Annotated in this window: 16 protein-coding genes; all 16 read left to right on the top strand. The window is 34.4% G+C overall.

Annotated features, from left to right (window positions below; all coding sequences use genetic code 11):
* Positions 1-18: 18 nt before the first annotated feature.
* The 16 genes from BN1354_RS06670 (at position 19) to BN1354_RS06745 (ending at position 19,479) form a co-directional block, all read left to right on the top strand.
* Complete coding sequence (locus tag BN1354_RS06670) at positions 19-1,362, top strand: Gfo/Idh/MocA family oxidoreductase (RefSeq protein ID WP_053826627.1); 1,344 nt, start codon at positions 19-21, stop codon at positions 1,360-1,362.
* Positions 1,363-1,367: 5 nt separating this feature from the next.
* Positions 1,368-2,576 (top strand): CDP-glycerol glycerophosphotransferase family protein, encoded by a 1,209-nt coding sequence (locus tag BN1354_RS06675; RefSeq protein ID WP_053826628.1) that lies wholly within the window; start codon positions 1,368-1,370, stop codon positions 2,574-2,576.
* Complete coding sequence (locus BN1354_RS06680) at positions 2,573-3,382, top strand: LicD family protein (protein WP_053826629.1); 810 nt, start codon at positions 2,573-2,575, stop codon at positions 3,380-3,382. The genes BN1354_RS06675 and BN1354_RS06680 overlap by 4 nt, the downstream gene beginning before the upstream one ends.
* A gap of 22 nt (positions 3,383-3,404) precedes the next feature.
* Entirely contained in the window at positions 3,405-4,859 is a 1,455-nt protein-coding gene (locus BN1354_RS06685) for a calcineurin-like phosphoesterase C-terminal domain-containing protein (RefSeq protein ID WP_053826630.1), read from the top strand.
* A 92-nt stretch (positions 4,860-4,951) separates the two neighbouring features.
* Complete coding sequence (locus BN1354_RS06690) at positions 4,952-5,746, top strand: hypothetical protein (RefSeq protein ID WP_053826631.1); 795 nt, start codon at positions 4,952-4,954, stop codon at positions 5,744-5,746.
* A gap of 7 nt (positions 5,747-5,753) precedes the next feature.
* Positions 5,754-6,914 (top strand): EpsG family protein, encoded by a 1,161-nt coding sequence (locus tag BN1354_RS12200; RefSeq protein ID WP_053826632.1) that lies wholly within the window; start codon positions 5,754-5,756, stop codon positions 6,912-6,914.
* Complete coding sequence (locus tag BN1354_RS06700) at positions 6,907-8,121, top strand: glycosyltransferase (protein WP_053826633.1); 1,215 nt, start codon at positions 6,907-6,909, stop codon at positions 8,119-8,121. Before BN1354_RS12200 ends, BN1354_RS06700 begins: the two co-directional genes overlap by 8 nt.
* A 58-nt stretch (positions 8,122-8,179) precedes the next feature.
* Positions 8,180-9,289 carry a Gfo/Idh/MocA family protein gene (locus BN1354_RS06705; protein ID WP_053826634.1) on the top strand — a complete coding sequence of 370 codons (1,110 nt, stop codon included), beginning with the start codon at positions 8,180-8,182 and terminating at the stop codon, positions 9,287-9,289.
* Between the two features lies 1 nt (position 9,290).
* Positions 9,291-11,408 carry a bi-domain-containing oxidoreductase gene (locus tag BN1354_RS06710; RefSeq protein WP_053826635.1) on the top strand — a complete coding sequence of 706 codons (2,118 nt, stop codon included), beginning with the start codon at positions 9,291-9,293 and terminating at the stop codon, positions 11,406-11,408.
* A gap of 23 nt (positions 11,409-11,431) precedes the next feature.
* Positions 11,432-12,637 (top strand): UDP-N-acetyl-D-mannosamine dehydrogenase, encoded by a 1,206-nt coding sequence (gene wecC, locus BN1354_RS06715; RefSeq protein ID WP_053826636.1) that lies wholly within the window; start codon positions 11,432-11,434, stop codon positions 12,635-12,637.
* Between the two features lie 75 nt (positions 12,638-12,712).
* Positions 12,713-13,894, top strand: coding sequence for a non-hydrolyzing UDP-N-acetylglucosamine 2-epimerase (wecB, locus tag BN1354_RS06720; RefSeq protein ID WP_053826637.1), 1,182 nt, complete (start codon positions 12,713-12,715; stop codon positions 13,892-13,894).
* Between the two features lie 6 nt (positions 13,895-13,900).
* The gene (locus tag BN1354_RS06725) at positions 13,901-15,487 is read left to right on the top strand and encodes a heparinase II/III family protein (RefSeq protein WP_053826638.1); all 1,587 of its coding nucleotides are present in this window, start codon (positions 13,901-13,903) and stop codon (positions 15,485-15,487) included.
* Positions 15,488-15,558: 71 nt separating this feature from the next.
* Positions 15,559-16,650 (top strand): glycosyltransferase family 4 protein, encoded by a 1,092-nt coding sequence (locus BN1354_RS06730; RefSeq protein ID WP_231623084.1) that lies wholly within the window; start codon positions 15,559-15,561, stop codon positions 16,648-16,650.
* A gap of 3 nt (positions 16,651-16,653) precedes the next feature.
* Positions 16,654-17,598 carry an NAD-dependent epimerase/dehydratase family protein gene (locus BN1354_RS06735; protein WP_053826640.1) on the top strand — a complete coding sequence of 315 codons (945 nt, stop codon included), beginning with the start codon at positions 16,654-16,656 and terminating at the stop codon, positions 17,596-17,598.
* A 27-nt stretch (positions 17,599-17,625) separates the two neighbouring features.
* Positions 17,626-18,573: an MraY family glycosyltransferase gene (locus tag BN1354_RS06740; RefSeq protein ID WP_053826641.1), complete on the top strand. Its 948-nt coding sequence runs from the start codon at positions 17,626-17,628 to the stop codon at positions 18,571-18,573.
* 120 nt (positions 18,574-18,693) lie between these two features.
* A complete protein-coding gene (locus BN1354_RS06745; RefSeq protein ID WP_053826642.1) occupies positions 18,694-19,479 on the top strand; it encodes a formate/nitrite transporter family protein in 786 nt (261 codons plus the stop codon).
* The last annotated feature ends 101 nt before the right edge of the window (positions 19,480-19,580 follow it).

Below are 19,580 nucleotides of genomic sequence, written 5' to 3' on the forward strand. Positions count from 1 at the left end.
ATTTTAAAAATTAAAGAAATGAAGAAAATAATTACATACGGTACTTTTGATTTGTTGCACCATGGTCACATCAATCTCTTAAAGAGAGCAAAAGAGCTTGGTGATTACCTTATTGTAGGTGTAACAACTGAAAACTACGACAGAGGCAGAGGGAAACTAAATGTGAGTAAAAGTACTTTAGAACGAATTGAGGATGTGCGCAATACCGGGTTGGCAGATGAAATTATTATTGAGGAATATGAAGGTCAGAAGATTGATGATATTCAGAAATATGGGGTAGATATATTTGCTATTGGTTCTGACTGGAAAGGTAAGTTCGACTATCTTAATGAGTTTTGCGAGGTTGTCTATCTTGAACGTACTAAAGGTGTTTCCAGTACGATGTTAAGAGGTGAAACACAAAAGATCATAAGTATTGGTGTAATTGGTAGCGGAAGAATTGCAAACAGGTTTATTCCTGAGTCAAAGTATGTCAGTGGAATTAATGTGAATGGAAATTATAACCCTAATATCAATTCTGCTAAAGCATTTGCTGAGAATCACGAGATAAGCTTCTATACTGATGATTTAAATGAATTTTATTCAAAAGTGGATGCGGTTTATATTGCATCACCTCATCCTACACATGCTGACTATATCAGAAAGTCTTTAATGAATGGTAAGCATGTTTTATGTGAAAAGCCTCTTGTTCTTAAGGAAGATGAAGCAAAAGAGCTCTATAGCTTAGCGGAAGAAAAAAATCTGATATTGATGGAAGCAATTAAAACTGCTTATGCTCCGGCGTTTCACAAACTTATTTCTTATGTAAAAAGTGGTGCAATTGGAACAGTCAGGGATATTGAGGCTTCTTTTACAAAATTAATGACTGGTAATTTTAGAGAACTTTCTGCTGAACAAGCAGGAGGAAGCATGACAGAGCTATCATCATATCCTTTACTACCAATTATTAAACTATTCGGAACATCGTACAGGGATATCACATTCTACTCAGTATTCGAGAATAATATTGATGTATTTACTCGTGCAATAATTCAATTTGACAATGCCGTAGCGTCTCTTAAGGTTGGATTGGGTGTAAAAACTGAAGGTGAGCTAATAATCTCCGGTACTAAAGGTTATGCATATGTGCCTGCACCATGGTGGAAGACTGAGTTCTTTGAACTTAGGTATGAAGATCTGAATAAAAATCGTAAATATTTTGCGAAGTTCGAAGATGATGGTTTACGTTACGAAATAAGTGAATTCGTTTCACTTATTAATAACCCACAAAGTAATTACTTAAAATTAAATAGCGAAGAGTCAATTGCAATTGTAGGAATAATCCAGAAATTCAGGGAGGGACATAACATTATTAAGCTGTAATTTTAATGGTCGGCAAGTTAATAACATTATTATTAAAGATTTTTACTCTCCCATTCTGGTATATACAGAAACTATTCCCTCGGAATAAACATATCTGGTTATTTGGAGCCGGTTCGGGATTACTATACTTTGATAACTCAAAATGGTTGTATGAATATGTTCTAAGGAATGAGAAACAGATAAATGCTATTTGGATAACCAGAAATAAGGAGATATACAACAAGCTCTCTAAAGAAAATAAACCGGTTCTGATGGTAAACTCGCTGAAAGGAATAATTACTTCTTTAAGAGCTGGTGTTGTTTTCATAAACAATACACCCAAGGATGTGAATGCGAGAGCAATAAATGGATCTTTGCAAATTTGGCTTTGGCATGGTTTGATGATGAAGCAAATAGGTCATGATGCCCGGTTATTTTCAAAACAGATAAATGGATTTAAAGAAAATATTTTTCAGTTCTTTCAAAAACTGATCTTTCCAGAATTTACATACAATCCTGATTATATAATAAATACTTCTGAATTCTTTACACCATATTTTAGTTCTGCATTTAATCTGACAAATGATCGAATATTAATTACCGGTTATCCCAGAAATGATGGTTTATTTGTAAAAGATAAAGAGATTCTGATAGAAGAGTTAAATGAGAAATATAATAACCCAACTAAAATATTGTATCTACCAACATGGAGGGATGCATTTACTAATAAGGGGAAATCATTTAACCCTTTTGACTCATATGGTTTTGACTCGAAAACTCTATCGGAAATACTGAACACAAGTAATTCAGTCTTTCTGAATAAGGGACACAATTTTGAAGTGAAACAATCGAGTGCAGATCAGGTCACTGAACGTTTTATAAACTTATCTAATCAGGATTTCACAGATTTATACAGGCTTTTAAAAGATATTGATATACTTATTACTGATTACTCGAGTGTCTATTTTGATTTTATTTTAACGGGAAAACCTGTTATCTTAGCTCCATTTGATATTGAGAGTTATTCAAGAGAATCTCGTCCTTTATATTACGATTACTATAAAGAAATTGAAGGGATAAAAGCTAATGACTGGAATGAGTTATTCGAGATAATAATAGAAAAAACTTATTATAGTATCTCAAATAAGTCAATTCAGAGATTTCATTGTTATATTGACGATCATAGCTCCGAAAGAGTATCAGAAGCCACCAAACAGTTACTAAAAAGAATATGACTGAAATAAATAAAGATGAATTAAAGAGAATTCAAATAGGTATACTTGATAAAGTAACTACTTTCTGCGAGGAGAATAATATAAGATATTCATTATATGGAGGTACACTTTTAGGCGCAATAAGACATAAGGGTTATATACCTTGGGATGATGACATTGATATTTCAATGCCCAGACCTGATTACGAAAGATTTCTAAAAACTTTTCATGAAACTGAAAACTCATATTTGAAAATACATGATTTGCGGTTAAACAAAAAATATCCGTATCCGTTTATTAAAGTTTCAGATGAAAGAACTTTATTTATTGAAAACTACAATAATAATTATGAAATAGGCGTAAACATTGATATTTTTCCGATTGATGGTCTGCCATCATCTTGTAAAAAATCAGTCAGAATTTTTAATAAGAGTAATTTTTATCGAAATTTATTAGAATTAAAAAGAATAATAATTATAAAAGAAAGAGCCATTCATAAAAATGTTTTTATAATTTTGGCCAGGATTTTATTACTGTTAGTTCCTATAAGATACTTACTTAATAAAATAATACGACTTGCAACTAAAAATGATTACGAAGAGTCTGATTATATCGGAAATATAGTTTGGGGCTATGCCAGTAAAGAGAGGTGCAGTAAGAGTGTTTACAATGATTATATTACTAAAGATTTTGAAGGGAGAAAGTATAAGATAATGGCTGGTTATGAAGAATATTTGACAAATGTATTTGGTGATTATATGCAACTGCCCCCAAAAGAACAACAAGAGCCCCATCATAGTTTCAATGCTTATTTAATAAGCAATTGAAAAGAAATAGCTAATTAAATATATGAGAAAAATTCAAATGTTATTATTTATATTAACTTTAATTTCACTTAGCTCATGCTTTGTTGACATCCCAAATGTAAGACCGGATGGACCAGTTACAATTGTCTACGGAAAAGTCATTAACAACGAAACTAAGGCTCCTGTCAGCAATGCTGTAATCAGTGATGGGTTTTCGACTACTCTAACAAACAGTCAGGGTAATTACCGATTTGAAACAGCTCCGGGTGCAACGCATGTTTTCATATCTGTTCCTGAAGAATTTGAGATACCAATGAAAAACGGAATACCTCAGATATTCAATCAAATTGACTTAGAGAAAGATTCAGTTCAGATTAATTTTAATTTAAAGCCTCTGATAAATGGTGCCGAGGAGGAATTTACATTAATTGCAATTGGAGATCCTCAGGTACAAAATGCAAATCATTTGAGAAGATTAAATAATGAAACTATTCCTGATATTATCAGCACTGTAGAAGAGTATGATAATGTTTATGGTCTGACATTGGGTGATCTTGCATTTGACAGTCTTAATTTATTCAGCGAAGTAAAACAATCATTTATTTCAACTAATATCCCTGTTTTTCATACTATAGGCAATCACGATTTTTCTGCTGTAAAATATGATCCTGCGGAAGGGTCAAAAGAGTTTGTATCTCATTTTGGTCCACTGGATTTTTCATTTAATCGTGGTAACGTTCATATTGTAGTGATGAATAATGTATTTAATTATGGGGTAACTACTAATAACTGGGGGTTTTCTGAAGAGCAGATAGATTGGTTAAAATCTGACTTAAAGCATGTACCAAAAAATAAAATGCTGATTGTGAGTGTGCATATACCTGTATTAAACAGTACGACGATGGAGCGTAAATCACAGTTCCTTGAGGCTATTTCAGGATATAGCGAGGTTCATATTATGTCAGGCCACTGGCATGCTAACAGAAACATTATAAACTCTGAATTAAATATCTATGAACATATTACCGGAGCAGCAAGTGGTATGTGGTGGAGCAGCACAGTGAATAAGTGCGGCGCTCCGAATGGGTATGCTGTATATGAAATTAGTGGTAACAAGATGAAGAATTGGTATTATAAGTCGGTAAGACGCGATAAGGATTACCAAATAAATCTGATAACACCATTTAAATTTACAGATAAAGATGGATATGTTATTGCAAATGTATGGAACGCTGATGATGACTGGAAAATAGAGCTATTTGAGGATGGTGTTAACAGAGGAGAGATGGAAAGGTATAATGATTATGCTCCCGAGGTATACTCCTATAATAAATCATTGAATATCAGTGAAAGTACAAACTGGTATATGAAGACTAATCATCTATACAGGTTAAAGCCAATAAATGATAAGGCCTCTTTTTCTATAAAAGCTACTGATAGATTTGGAAATGAATATCATCAATCTGTTCCAATTGTAAGCGTTACGAAAAGCTATTGATTATAGAATTAAACGAAAAGACAATTTTATTATCTTATTGATATTACTAATAAATGCACTTATTTAGTGGAAAATAAAATATTGTAGAGATAATGAAAATAAATAACACTCTTGTAATAGTATTTTTAGTTCTGTTATTACCGTTTAATTTATATCCCAAGAAGAAAGATTTCAAGGTATTTAATGCTTTATTATTTAAAGATACACCAAGTTTAACTGAATACGGTTTTTCTGAGATTAATTTGATCTATGAAGATGGAGTAATTTCTACTAATTATAAAAAAAAGAAGGGCGATTTTAGTTGGAGGTTTGTTGATTTTAATAAAATTGCAAAGGAAGCAAACAAATCTAAAAAAATTGAGAAAGTTCCTACTGTTCTGGATGTTGAATATTGGGGACATTTGTTATATGATGCAAAGACCAAAAAAGAAGCTGAAGAGGTTTATCTTCAATTGATTAAATTGTATAGAGCAATAGACTCTAATTCGTTAGTTTCTGTTTTTCATTATGGGGCTATCTCAAGTGATATTTATAATGCTTCTAATGTGGTTTATCCGTGTTACTACACGCATGGCACAAATAGAAATGAATGGATAGCGATGGTAAAAAATGGTATATCAGCCATTAAAAAGCGCAATAAGAATAAACCAATCTATGTATTTATTTGGCCTCAATATAATCCATTACCAAGTAAACATGATTTAGGTTATAAATTTGTAGAACCTGATTTCTGGAGACTTCAACTGGAAACTCTTTATCCATTGTGTGATGGGGTAATCATTTGGTCACATTATAGAGATGAGAATGGAAAAGATATTTACTTTGATAAAGAAATGCCTTGGTTTAAAGAAACTTTAGAGTTTATTGAAAAGTATAATATAAACTGATTGTTAGATGTATCATCTTTTATTTGTCATATTGTTAGCTTTTTCATTTTTTGAATTTTTTGGTAAAAACGACAAAATAATAGAAAGATGCTTATTTATTCTGATGCTACTTTTTGTCACATTTAGGTACGGTCAAGGGTCAGATTATTTTAATTACATTTACTTATTTGATGTTTCTGCAAACAGTTTTGAAAATGCATTACAGAATAAAGATTTTAGTATTCTTACACAAGAGATAAGTTTTACAGCTCTCTCATATATATGGTTAAAGATACTGCATTTTTCACCGGAATCTCTCAATGCTTTATTCTCATTTGTTTCATTTGTACTGGTATGGTTATTTATAAATAAATATAGCCTTAAACCAATTACAAGCCTTCTGTTTTTCTATTGCGTATTCTATCTGATTTATCCTTTCAGTGCTATAAGGCAATCAATTTCCATTAGCATATTTATATACTATCTTATCCCTCTTCTTCAAAATAGGTCCTATTTAAAGTTCTATTTATTAAGCTTATTACTTTTTACTATCCATTATTCAAGTATTATACTTTTTGTTATTCCAGTTGTCAATTTGATCAAGAATTACAAAACTTCTCAAGTTTATATCGTTTCAGTAATTGCTTTAACAATTGGATTATTATTGCATCAATTTCTATTTTCTTTTTTTACTGCTATAGAGGTAATTGCAGGAAAAATAAGTTACTATACAGAAAATGTTGGATTAGATATTACTAGTTTACTATTAAGGATAATAATATTTGTTCCTATTTTATTTACTCACAAAATATTTGAAAAAGATTCTACACGTGAACTATTTCTAAAAATATATATTCTCGGTTTCATGATTTATTTGGTATTTATGACCAGTCCATTGATTTCATCTCGAATAAATGTCTATATGAGATATTTAGAGATAATTTTACTTGTTGATTTCTTAGTTTATTTTTTCTTTAAGAAATGGAATAGAATCCTAAGTTATAGTTTTATTATCGCTATTATGACTATTCTATATATTAAGAATATCAACTCGTTTATTGATCAAGGGCCTTATTACTCCGATGTAAATCTTGTCAATTACCCCTATGTTTCTATTTTTAACAAACATACGATCATAGAGACTAGAAGTATACCCTCTTACTATCAACAATACGTCTTATATGACTAAAAAAATTTTACAAATAAATTCAGTAGTTAATACAGGTTCTACAGGTAGGATTGCTGAAGGAATAGGTCAAGCTGCAATGTCAGTTGGTTGGGAAAGTTATATCGCATACGGAAGAAATGAACGACCCAGCACATCTAAAACACTAAGAATTGGAAGTAGTTGGGATCTAAAACTACATGGAATTCAAACAAGATTATTTGATAATCATGGACTGGCTTCTGATAGGGCTACTAATAAATTTATAAATGACATTGAATTAATCAAACCGAATATTATACATCTTCATAATATACATGGTTATTATCTGAATTATAATATATTATTTGAATATTTAAACAAAACTAATATTCCTATTGTGTGGACTCTTCATGATTGTTGGCCAATTACCGGACATTGTATTTATTTTACATATGTTGGTTGTGAGAAATGGAAAACAGAATGCTATAAATGTCCCCAGAAAAAAGAATACCCAGCCAGCTGGATATTCGATAGATCAAGAAAAAACTATATACTTAAGAAGAGCTTATTTAAGAATATCCCTAATTTGACTTTAATTCCTGTGTCTGATTGGTTATCAGGATTAATTAAAATATCATTCTTAAAAGACAAACCAACAAAAGTAATTCACAATGGTATAGATACAAATGTTTTCAGACCTACTTCTGGTATTAGTTTTCGAATGAAACACAAATTACAGGATAAATTTATAATACTTGGTATTGCTAACATTTGGGAACCACGAAAAGGTCTAAAAGATTTTTTTGATTTGAGTATATTACTTAATGATCAATTCCAAATTGTATTAGTTGGATTGAACAGTAGGCAGATTAAACAGTTACCTAATAATATTATAGGTATAAAAAGAACTGAAAGTGTAAATGAGCTCGTTGAATTGTATCAAGATAGCGATGTATTTGTGAATCCAACTTACGAAGATAATTTCCCAACAACTAATTTAGAATCATTAGCCTGCGGTACACCGGTAATTACATACAAAACTGGAGGCAGTCCGGAGGCTATTGATGATTCTACAGGTATAATAGTGGAGCAGGGAAATATAATCAAGTTGGTGGATGCTATCAATGAAATTAAAAGTAAAGGTAAAATGTATTATTCCGATGCTTGTGTAGAAAGAGCACATAGACTTTACAGAAAAGAGGATAGGTATAAAGAGTATATCGATTTGTATGAGTCGCTTATAAAATAAATTTGATTTGTTAAATTATTAAGAACTGCTATAAGTAAAACAAGGGAAACTATTTAAAATGTCAATTAGATTAAAGAAGGTATTACGTTATACATCTATTTATGGAATAGCCAGAACATTAACCAAAGTTGCTGGAAGAAAGAGAGGGTTGTTTATTTTCAGACCATTCTTTTTTAATAAAGATCCATTTATTGGCTTGCTGGGTTGTGGACAATTTCAATTTTCAACTATAGCTTTTTATTTATCTAAATATCACACAAATCGTTTTTATTTCTGTTATGATGTGAATAAAAATAATGCGAATTCACTTGCTGGTTTTTATAAAGTTCCACATATCATTAATAATTATGAAGATATTTTTAAGCTACAAAAAACAAAACTTGTTTATATAGCTTCAAATCATGCTACCCATGCAGAGTATGCAATAGAGTTTTTAAAAAAGAATGTTGATGTATTTTGTGAAAAACCTATTTGTGTGAATTTCAATCAATTCGATTCTCTTTTGGAAACTATCAAAAATAGTTCAGCAAGTTTTTTTGCTGGCTATAATAGACCTTACTCAAAAGCTATACAAAAAATAAAAAGTCAATACAAATTAAAAAATAATATAAGTAAAAAATTTACACTTAATTGTTTTATCTCTGCTCATGATATTCAAAAGGATCATTGGTATAGAAATCCAGAGGAAGGCACACGTGTATGTGGAAATATTGGACATTGGTTAGATTTAATGATTCATATTTATAATTGGAGGGGATATATACCAAAAGATTTTCTTGTTCAAATAGCATATTCAAATAAGAAAGAACCAGATGATAATATTTCTATTTCAATCACTACGCCAGAAGGAGATTTGACTTCTATTACAATTTCTTCTCGAACAGAGCCATTTGAGGGTATAAATGAAACGATAAACTTTCAATATGACACTATTATTGCTAAAATTGATGATTTTAGAAAAATAACTATTTGGGATAATGAAAAGAAATATACTCAAAAATACTTCCCAAAAGACGTAGGGCACAAACGTTCTGTTATGCAACCATTTAAGAAAGAAAACCGAGATTTAAGTGAAGTAATTGCATCTACAGAACTTATGTTAAATATAACCGAAATGGTGATAAATACCATAACCGAAAAACATATCATATTAACTCGTAAACTATAAGATGAAACAAATAATACAATCCTTTAAAACAGGAGAAACAATATTGGAAGAGGTTCCTGTACCGCAGGTTAAAAGGGGGTGCTTGCTCATCAAGACTTCAAAGTCGTTAGTGTCTATAGGTACGGAGCGTATGCTGGTGGAGTTTGGCAAGTCTAATTACTTGCAAAAGGCGAAGCAACAGCCTGATAAGGTGAAGCAGGTGCTAGATAAGATTAAAACTGATGGACTGAAACCAACGGTTGAAGCGGTGTTTAATAAACTGGGTGAGCCTATCCCTTTGGGTTATTGCAATGTGGGTGAGGTTATTGCTGTTGGTGAAGGTGTTAGTGGTTTTGAGGTTGGTGATAGGGTTGCTTCTAATGGTGCGCATGCTGAGTTTGTGTGTGTGCCGAAGAACTTGGTGGCTCATATTCCTGATAATGTTTCTGATGAAGAGGCGGCTTTTACTGTTGTTGGTTCTATTGGTCTTCAAGGTATAAGATTGCTGAATCCTACTCTTGGTGAGACTGTAGTGGTGATTGGACTTGGCTTAATTGGCTTGCTTACTGCTCAGTTGCTTAAAGCTAATGGTTGTAGAGTGATTGGTTCTGACTTGGATGAGGAGAAGCTTGCTCTTGCCGAGAAGTGGGGTATAATACCTTTTAACTCGGGTAAGGGTGATGTGGTGAAGTTCGTGGAGGAACAGACTGGTGGTGTTGGTGCTGATGGTGTTATAATAACTGCATCGGCTAACACGGATACTATCATTTCTCAGGCTGCAAGGATGAGCAGAAAGAGGGGTAAGATTGTTCTTGTTGGGGTGATTGGTTTAAATATTAGTCGCGCCGAGTTTTATGATAAGGAGCTTACTTTTCAGGTTTCCTGTTCTTATGGTCCGGGAAGATACGACGATAACTACGAACAAAAAGGAATGGATTACCCGCTACCGTTTGTACGATGGACGGAACAAAGGAATTTTGAGTCGGTACTCTATGCCATCTCTTCGGGTGCTCTGCAGGTGAAGGAGATGATTACGGAGGTTGTGCCACTTGATGAGTATAAAAAGATTTATGGTGATATTGGTTCTCACAAGTCTATTGCTACTATAATAAGTTATGATAGTGGTGAGAAAAACTTACCATCTCACACTGTTTCGTTTGCTATTAATAGCTTTAAGGGTGCTAAGGGTGTTATAGGCGTTGTTGGGGCTGGTAACTTTACAAAAATGACTTTGATGCCAGCACTTAAAAATAGTGGGGCGTATTTTAAATATATTGCAAGTCAAGGTGGGCTTTCAAGTACTACCCTTGCTAAGAAGTTCGGTTTTTCGCATTCTACTACCGATTACAGAGAGATCTTGAAGGATGACGAGGTTGATACCTTGTTTATCATTACTCGACACGATTTGCACGCTAAATTGGTTGTTGAGGGTCTTCAGGCAGGTAAGAATGTGTTTGTAGAGAAACCTCTTGCTCTTAATGAGAAAGAACTTCAGAATATTATTGATGTTTATGAGAAATCAGGTAAGACCCTCACAGTAGGTTTCAACCGTAGGTTCTCTCCGCATATCGAAAAGATTAAAAGCCTTGTTGGCGACAGTCAGATGAATGTAATAGCTACTATGAATGCCGGTTTTATTCCTGCTAATGTGTGGGTTCATGACATGAAAACCGGAGGTGGCAGAATAATTGGTGAGGCTTGTCATTATATCGATTTGATTAGTTTTCTAACTGGTAGTAAAGTAAAGTCTGTTTGTATGAATGCTATGGGAATTAATCCTGAGGAGAATACAGATAATGCTTCTATTTTATTGAAGTATGAGAATGGATCGACAGGGGTTATAAACTACTTTGCAAATGGCTCTAAGGCTTATTCTAAGGAGCGTGTGGAAGTTTTTTCTCAGGAACGTACTATTATCATGGATAACTTCCGTGAGACTAAGGGGTATGGTGTTAGAGGTTTCTCTAAACTAAAGACTACAATGGATAAGGGGCATAAGAATCAGTTTCATAGATTGATTAATACTATCCAATCAGGAGGAGAAGCTCTAATTCCATTTGATAGTATAGTAAATACTACGCAGGCAAGCTTTGCTGCTATTGAGAGTTTGAAGGAGAATAGGTGGGTGGATGTTAAATAAAAGGCAATTTATAATAATATAATATGAAAGCATGTTTCATAGGACTGGGATACATAGGTCTCCCTACAGCAATAGTTGCTGCGGATAACGGTGTTGAAGTAGTTGGGGTGGATGTAAACCCTCATGTAGTTGAGACTATCAACAAGGGTAAGATTCATATAGTGGAGCCGGGACTGGCAGACCTTGCTGCGAAAGTAGTAAGTAATGGTTGGCTTAAAGCACAGTCAGAGCCTGAATCAAGTGATGTGTTTCTTATAGTGGTACCTACTCCATTTACAGGTGATCACGAGCCTGACACTTCTTACGTGGAAGCAGCTACCCGTAATGTTATTCCTTTCCTGAAAGAGGGGGATCTGTACATTATTGAGTCAACTTCACCAGTTGGAACTACTGAGAATATGGCGGAATTGATTTTCAGTGAACGTCCGGAACTAAAAGATAAGATTTATATTGCTTATTGCCCTGAGAGGGTACTTCCAGGTAATATTATTTATGAGTTGGTGAATAATGACAGGGTTATAGGTGGACTTAATCCTGAATCAACAGAAAAGGCTGTTGAGTTTTACAGCAAGTTTGTAAAAGGTGTTTGTCACAAAACAAATACTCGCACTGCAGAGATGTGTAAGCTTACAGAAAACTCATCAAGAGATGTGCAGATTGCATTTGCCAATGAGTTGTCTATTATTTGTGATAAAGCAGGTATTAATGTATGGGAGCTGATTGAACTGGCTAATAAACACCCAAGGGTGAATATTCTTCAGCCGGGTAGTGGTGTGGGTGGTCACTGTATTGCGGTGGATCCATACTTTATTACTTCTGCTTTCCCTATGGAGAGTCAGATTATTGGTAAGGCAAGAGAGCTTAATAATTACAAGGCTTTCTGGTGTGCAGAGAAAACACAGACAGCTATTAAGAATTTTGAACTGGAGCACGGCAGAGAACCTGTTGTGGCACTGATGGGACTGGCTTTTAAACCTAACATTGACGACCTGCGTGAATCTCCTGCCAAGTATATTGCAACTAAGGTTATGCAGGGACATAATAATGCTGATTTCCTTATTGTTGAGCCTAATATTGATGATCACAAGGTATTTAAACTGACTGATTACAAAGAAGCTTATGATAAGGCTGATATTATAGCTATACTGGTTGCCCATAATCAGTTCAAGGAACTACCCTGGAGTGATGATAAGGTGATTCTTGATTTCGCAGGGGTATTTAGAAAATAGTAATTATTACTTAGTACACATGATTATAAATCATGATGTCTTGGCAATTAAAATTAATCTTTCAAATAAAATATAATGGAACAAAAAAAACGGGTGATGCTGGTATTCGGTACTCGTCCGGAAGCAATTAAAGTGGCTCCTCTGGTGAAGGAGTTTCAAAAACATACCGATAGATTTGAAACAATTGTATGTGTAACAGGTCAGCATCGCGAAATGCTTGATCAGGTACTACATCTTTTTGATATAAAGCCCGATTATGATCTTAATATAATGAAACAGGGTCAGGACCTTTATGATGTTACAGCTCGTGTGCTTACAGGACTAAGAGATGTTTATAGTGAATCAAAGCCTGATGTTGTTTTCGTGCATGGAGACACAACCACATCAATGGCTGCAGCACTGGCCGCATTTTATCAACAGATTCCGGTTGCTCATATTGAGGCAGGGCTAAGAACTCACAACATTTACAGTCCATGGCCGGAAGAGATGAACAGGCAGATTACAAGCAGAATCTCGGTATATAACCTGGCTCCTACTGCTCTTAGTAAAGAGAACCTATTAAAGGAGGGTGTTGATGAATCTACTATTACCATTACAGGAAATACAGTTATTGATGCTTTGTATTTGGTTTTAGATAAGATCAAGAGTGATAAGAGTCTGCAGTCTGAAATTAAAGCTACTCTTATAAATAGTGGTCTGCCCGGTGAGATGGTAGAGGATTTTACATCACCTCTTCCAAATAAGCGTAAGCTGGTACTTATAACTGGGCACAGGAGAGAAAACTTTGGAGATGGGTTTATAAATATGTGTAACGCTATTAAAACTCTCACTGAGAAATATCCTGAGGTGGATTTTGTTTATCCTATGCACCTGAATCCAAATGTCAGAAAACCAATTAAAGAGATTTTTGGAGAATCTGTTATTAATAACATCCACTTTATTGAACCTCTGGAATATCTTCCTTTTGTCTATCTGATGAATCAGAGTACTTTGGTACTGACCGACAGCGGTGGTATACAGGAAGAAGCCCCAGGATTGGGTAAACCTGTATTGGTGATGCGCGACACTACAGAACGTCCTGAAGCAGTGGAAGCCGGTACTGTAAAGCTTGTTGGCACTAACTATGATCTTATAGTTTCCGAAACTTCACGTTTATTGGATGATGAAGAATACTACAACACAATGTCGCAGGCAAATAATCCTTATGGTGATGGACAGGCTTGTGAGAGGATAATTGAGTTTATCGGGGAGAGGTAGTTAGTAATGGGTTATATTTCTAAAATAGCGCTACTATTTAATACAGTTCGTTATCTGAAACCAATTCAGATACGCTATAGATTAAAGTATTTTATTAGAAATAGGTTTGGTAAAAATCCATCATTGCAAACCGGAACTTCTATTTCGGAACCTAAAGTAGAAAAGCTTAAATTCAGTAAAGCTATACACAATTGTAATTCTTATAAATCAAGTAATAGCTTTACTTTTCTTAATTTAGAACATTCATTTACTGATAAAATAGATTGGAATTACCCTGAGTACGGAAGGTTATGGGCATATAATCTGAACTATTTTGAATTTCTTAATCAACGAACTATTACAGTAAATGAAGGATTAAAACTTATTGATGAGTTTATAGAAACAATCAGTAATAATAAAGTCGGATTGGAACCTTATCCGATTTCTTTGAGAATAATTAATTGGATAAGATTTTTTATTACTCATAATATAAAGGATTCTAAGTATGATAAATCTTTATGGCTACAACTACATTTGTTGTGTAAACAAAAAGAGTATCATTTGTTAGGAAATCATTTATTAGAAAATGGTTTTGCTTTATTATTTGGCTCTTATTATTTCAACGATATTAGTTTATATAAACAGGCGAGGAGTATTTTGATTAATGAGCTTGACGAACAGATTTTAGAAGATGGTGCACATTTTGAATTAAGCCCAATGTATCATTGTTTGATGACTTACAGAGTACTGGATTGTTTTAATTTAGTATCTAATAATAATCTTTTCGACCAAGAATTGTTTCAGTTGTTAAAAGATAGGGCTGAGAAAATGCTTGCATTTATAAGTAACTTCACTTTCAGAAATGGTGATATTCCATTGTTTAATGATGCAGCAAACAGTATAGCTCCCACCCCAAATCAGTTACAATCATATGCAAAAGAATTAAATCTAGCTCCTAAAAAATATTTAAAATTGTCAGATTCGGGGTATAGAAAACTGGCTTCTGAGAATATCGAATTATTCTTTGACATAGGTGAAGTTGGCCCTACTTATCAACCGGGTCATGCACATGCGGATACATTATCTTTTGAACTATATATAAAAGGTCGTCCTGTAATCGTTGATACCGGAACTTCGACTTATGAGATGAACGAAACTAGGTTTTATGAGCGCTCCACAGCTGCACATAATACTGTGACTATAAATAATGAAAATTCAAGTCAGGTATGGGCCGGACATCGTGTTGGGAAAAGAGCTAAAACGAAGGTTGTTGAAGATACAGATTTTTGTGTAACTGCTTCTCACGATGGGTATTTTAAGCGTTTTGGAGTCATTCACAAAAGGGGTATTAGAATAAATGAAACTGAAGTTTTTATTGAAGATGATATATTGAATGGTGAAGGGATAGCACATTTTCATTTTCATCCTAATGAAGAAATAAAAATCTCAGAGAATAAGGTTATGGGTAAGGATTTTGTTGTAGTGTTTAAAAACGCATTGTCACTAACATTAAAAACCACACACTACTCGCCTGAATTTAATATACGTATTGAAAGCATGTCTATTGAAGTGTCTTTCCGTGGAAACTTGACTACTAATATTAAACTAAAATGAATATTTTATATTTAACATTCTACTTTGAACCGGATTTATGTGCCGGTTCTTTTAGAAATACACCCCTTGCCATGGAACTCTCTAAGCAGTGTGGAGAGGATTGCCATATTGATGTGGTCACTACACAACCCAATAGATATAGTTCTTTTAAAGTTGAAGCAAAAACGAGAGAAGATATTGGAAATATGAGTATTCATAGGATTGATCTTCCTTCTCATAAAAGTGGTATGCTAGATCAGGTACGCTCTTTCAGACGTTATTTTGCAAAAGCATTAAAGATTACAAGAAACGAAAAGTATGATTTAGTGTTTGCTTCTTCTTCAAGACTTTTTACGGCATATCTTGGTTTAGTTATAGCCAGAAAACAGAAAATACCTCTTTACTTGGATATCAGGGATATTTTTGTTGATACAATTGACGATGTGTTGAAGAATAAGTTGGTTAAAACAGCTATTCTTCCTTTTCTTAAAGTAATTGAAAAAAGAACGTTTTCTTATGCATCTCATATAAACCTTATCTCTGAAGGTTTCAAACCATATTTCAAAAAATACAATAACGCAAAATACTCTTTTTTCACTAATGGTATCGATGATGTCTTTTTAAACAACAACAAGAGCAGTAGCCTGAATGCTAGTACTAAAAAAACAATAACTTATGCTGGAAACATTGGTGAAGGCCAAGGATTACATAAAATTATTCCTCAAGTAGCATCACAACTAGGACCTAACTATCAGTTTAAAGTCATCGGAGATGGGGGAGCAAAGAAGGTGTTAGAGGATGAAATTGCGAAATTGGGTTTGAAGAATGTAGATTTAATTCCACCAGTGACACGTGAAAGGTTATTGGAGATATATAACGGCTCGGATTTCTTATTCCTTCACCTTAATGTATACGAAGCTTTTGAGAAGGTGCTTCCTTCCAAGATATTTGAATTAGCAACATTCGATAAACCAATTATAGCTGGAGTGGGTGGTTACGCTAATAAATTCATCACAGAAAATGTTAGTAACACGATTTTATTTAACCCCTGTGATGTGGATGCTATGGTATCTGGATTGCAAAATTATACTTACATAAACGAAAAACGTACAGACTTTATTGCAAAATTCAGCCGTAACAACATCAATCGTGAAATGGCTAAATCAATATTAAGTTACTTATAATATATGAAAGGAATTCTCATAACCGGCATAAACGGCTTCGTTGGTACTAACTTCACCAACAGCTGGAGCAAGCGTCACAAGTTATTCGGATTGGATATAATACAACCTAATAAAGAAGGTGTTGAACAAATATTTGGTTGGAATAATTTGGACAATTTACCTCCTTTGGACGCCATTGTACATCTTGCAGGTAAAGCGCATGACACTAAGAATAAGAGATTGACTCATAGCTATTTTGATATAAATGTTGGGTTAACACAAAAGATTTTTGACTACTTCATGGAAAGTGATGCTAAAACTTTTGTATTTTTCAGTTCGGTGAAAGCTGCAGCTGATAGTGTTCCGGGAGATATTCTTACAGAAAATGTGGTTCCGCATCCTGTTGGCCCTTATGGTGAGTCTAAAATAAAGGCAGAGCAGTATATCCTTAACTTCATGAAAAATGATCCCAGAGTTCATGATAAGAATATATATATACTAAGACCTTGTATGATTCACGGTCCAGGCAATAAAGGTAATTTAAATTTACTTTACAATGTGGTAAGCAAGGGTATTCCATGGCCACTGGGTTCTTATGAGAACTTACGATCATTTTGCTCTATAGATAATATCAGTTTCGTGGTGGAACAACTGATAGTGAAAGATGATATTGAAAGTGGGACCTATCATGTGGGGGATGATGAGCCTATTTCCACTAACGAACTGATCGGGATGATTAGTGAGTCGGTAGGCAAAAGATCTCGCATCTGGAGGCTCCCTAAAGGGCTTATTAATGTGGCTGCTTCAATTGGTGGTGTTCTGCATCTTCCTTTGGATAAAATAAGGCTGCGTAAGCTTACAGAGAACTACATTGTAAGTAATGATAAGATAAAAAGAGCCCTTGGGATTGAGAGTATGCCGGTTTCAGCCATTGAGGGAATGAAAAGGACGTTGGAGAGTTTTAGGTGATAAGGGATTTATTTTCAAATTAAAGGAATGTATTACATAATCATATTTGCCTTACTTATTATCGCGGAACTATCATATTTCAAGGTTGCAGACAGATTCAATATTATTGATAAACCCAACCTGAGGAGTTCGCACGATTATATAACTATTCGTGGGGGTGGCGTGATCTACTGGGTTGCTGCTCTGCTTTACCTGCTGTTTAATTTCTCCAGTGATGTTTTGCTGTTTTTTACAGGTATTACGCTTATTGGCGGGGTGAGTTTCATTGATGATATAACTGGTCTGGGACAGAAGGTGAGACTGTTGTTTCATTTGCTTGCCATGAGCTGTGCTTTTTACCTTGCGGGTGTGTTTGGTGGTTTCCCCTGGTGGGCTATCATCATTGGTTATATCGTGTTTATTGGTATCGTGAATGCGTATAACTTTATGGATGGGATTAATGGTATCACGGGGTTGTATAGTATTGCTGTGCTGGGATCACTGCAATATGTGAATCTTGTTTATGGGAATTTTGTGAATCCTGACATGATCTGGTACCCATTGATAGCCTCTGTTGTATTCCTATTTTTCAATTTCCGCAAAAGGGCTAAGTGCTTTGCAGGTGATGTGGGTGCCGTGAGTATTGCCTTCTGGATTGTGACATTATTGCTGTTATTGATATTGAAAACAAAAAATATAATATGGCTGGGCTTCCTAATGGTATATGGGGTTGATGCTGTAATGACTATCCTGCACAGGATTTACCTTAAAGAAAACATAATGGAGGCTCACAGATTGCATTTTTATCAGATTCTGGCCAACGAGAAGAAGATGCCTCATCGTTTGGTGAGTATTATATACTTTACTGTTCAGCTGGTATGCTCAGCTCTTATAATTGCATTTTACCCTACCCTTGGCTGGTGGATGTTTGTGGTTCTGCTGTTTATATTGATGGGACTGTATTCGATGAAATTTAGATTTATGAAACAGGTTTAGATTAAATAATATGATTAAACTGAATAACCTCTGATAAAAAAATCAGGGGTTATTTTTTTATCTGTTTGTGAGTGTGACTCTATTGTTGTATTTTTGCACTATAATTTAGGTTATTAACATATGAATTATTTTACCGCTGCTGAAGCTGCTAATCTTTTCAGAGTGAGTGCTCTGGATAAATCTAAAAAGTCTTTTACGAAGTTTGCACTAATGGCCATTTTGGGTGGTGCTTTTATTGCATTGGGAGGTTTGCTCACTGTGATGGTTGCAGGTGGTATGCCGGGTGTGGCATTGGATAACCCAGGAATAGTGAAGTTTGTGGCGGGTGCTTTGTTCCCTGTTGGACTGATCATGGTGTCGATAACTGGGGCTGACCTGTTTACCAGTGATTGTGCCTCTTTTACTTTCCCTGTACTTCACAAAGAGATTGATTTTGGCAAAGCAGCATTGTTTCTTCTGATTTCTTACCTGTTTAATTTCGTAGGTGCTCAGTTTATTGCGTATGTTTTGTCGGCCAACGTGGGTATGCTTGACGCGGATCCGTGGCGTACGTATCTGTTTGAACTGTCGAATGTTAAAGTTAACCAGGATTTCATGACGGTCTTCTGGAAGGGCGTGGGTGCTAACTGGCTGGTGTGTCTTGGTATGTATATGGGTTATGCAGGTAAAGATATTATTGGCAGGGCTGTTGGTATATGGATTCCTGTTATGCTGTTTGTTACCTTTGGTTATGAGCACTCTATCGCCAACATGTTTTTTATTCCGGCAGCAATTTATGCGGGTGCGGATATCACCTGGGGTGCCTTCCTGATTGATAATTTACTGCCGGCCACGCTGGGTAACTTAGTGGGTGGTGTTTTGCTGGTGGGGTGTGTTTATTGGTATTTGTTTTTGAAGGAGAAATAATGCGGAGGTATTCATCACTCATTATTTTCGAGTATAAAAGAAAATTACTATATTTGAGCCAATATTTTCGAGTGTAAAAGAATATTTACACCTTTGCATTA

Origin of the sequence: Lascolabacillus massiliensis (genome assembly GCF_001282625.1) — a bacterium.
In the GTDB taxonomy this organism is placed as follows: domain Bacteria; phylum Bacteroidota; class Bacteroidia; order Bacteroidales; family Dysgonomonadaceae; genus Proteiniphilum; species Proteiniphilum massiliensis.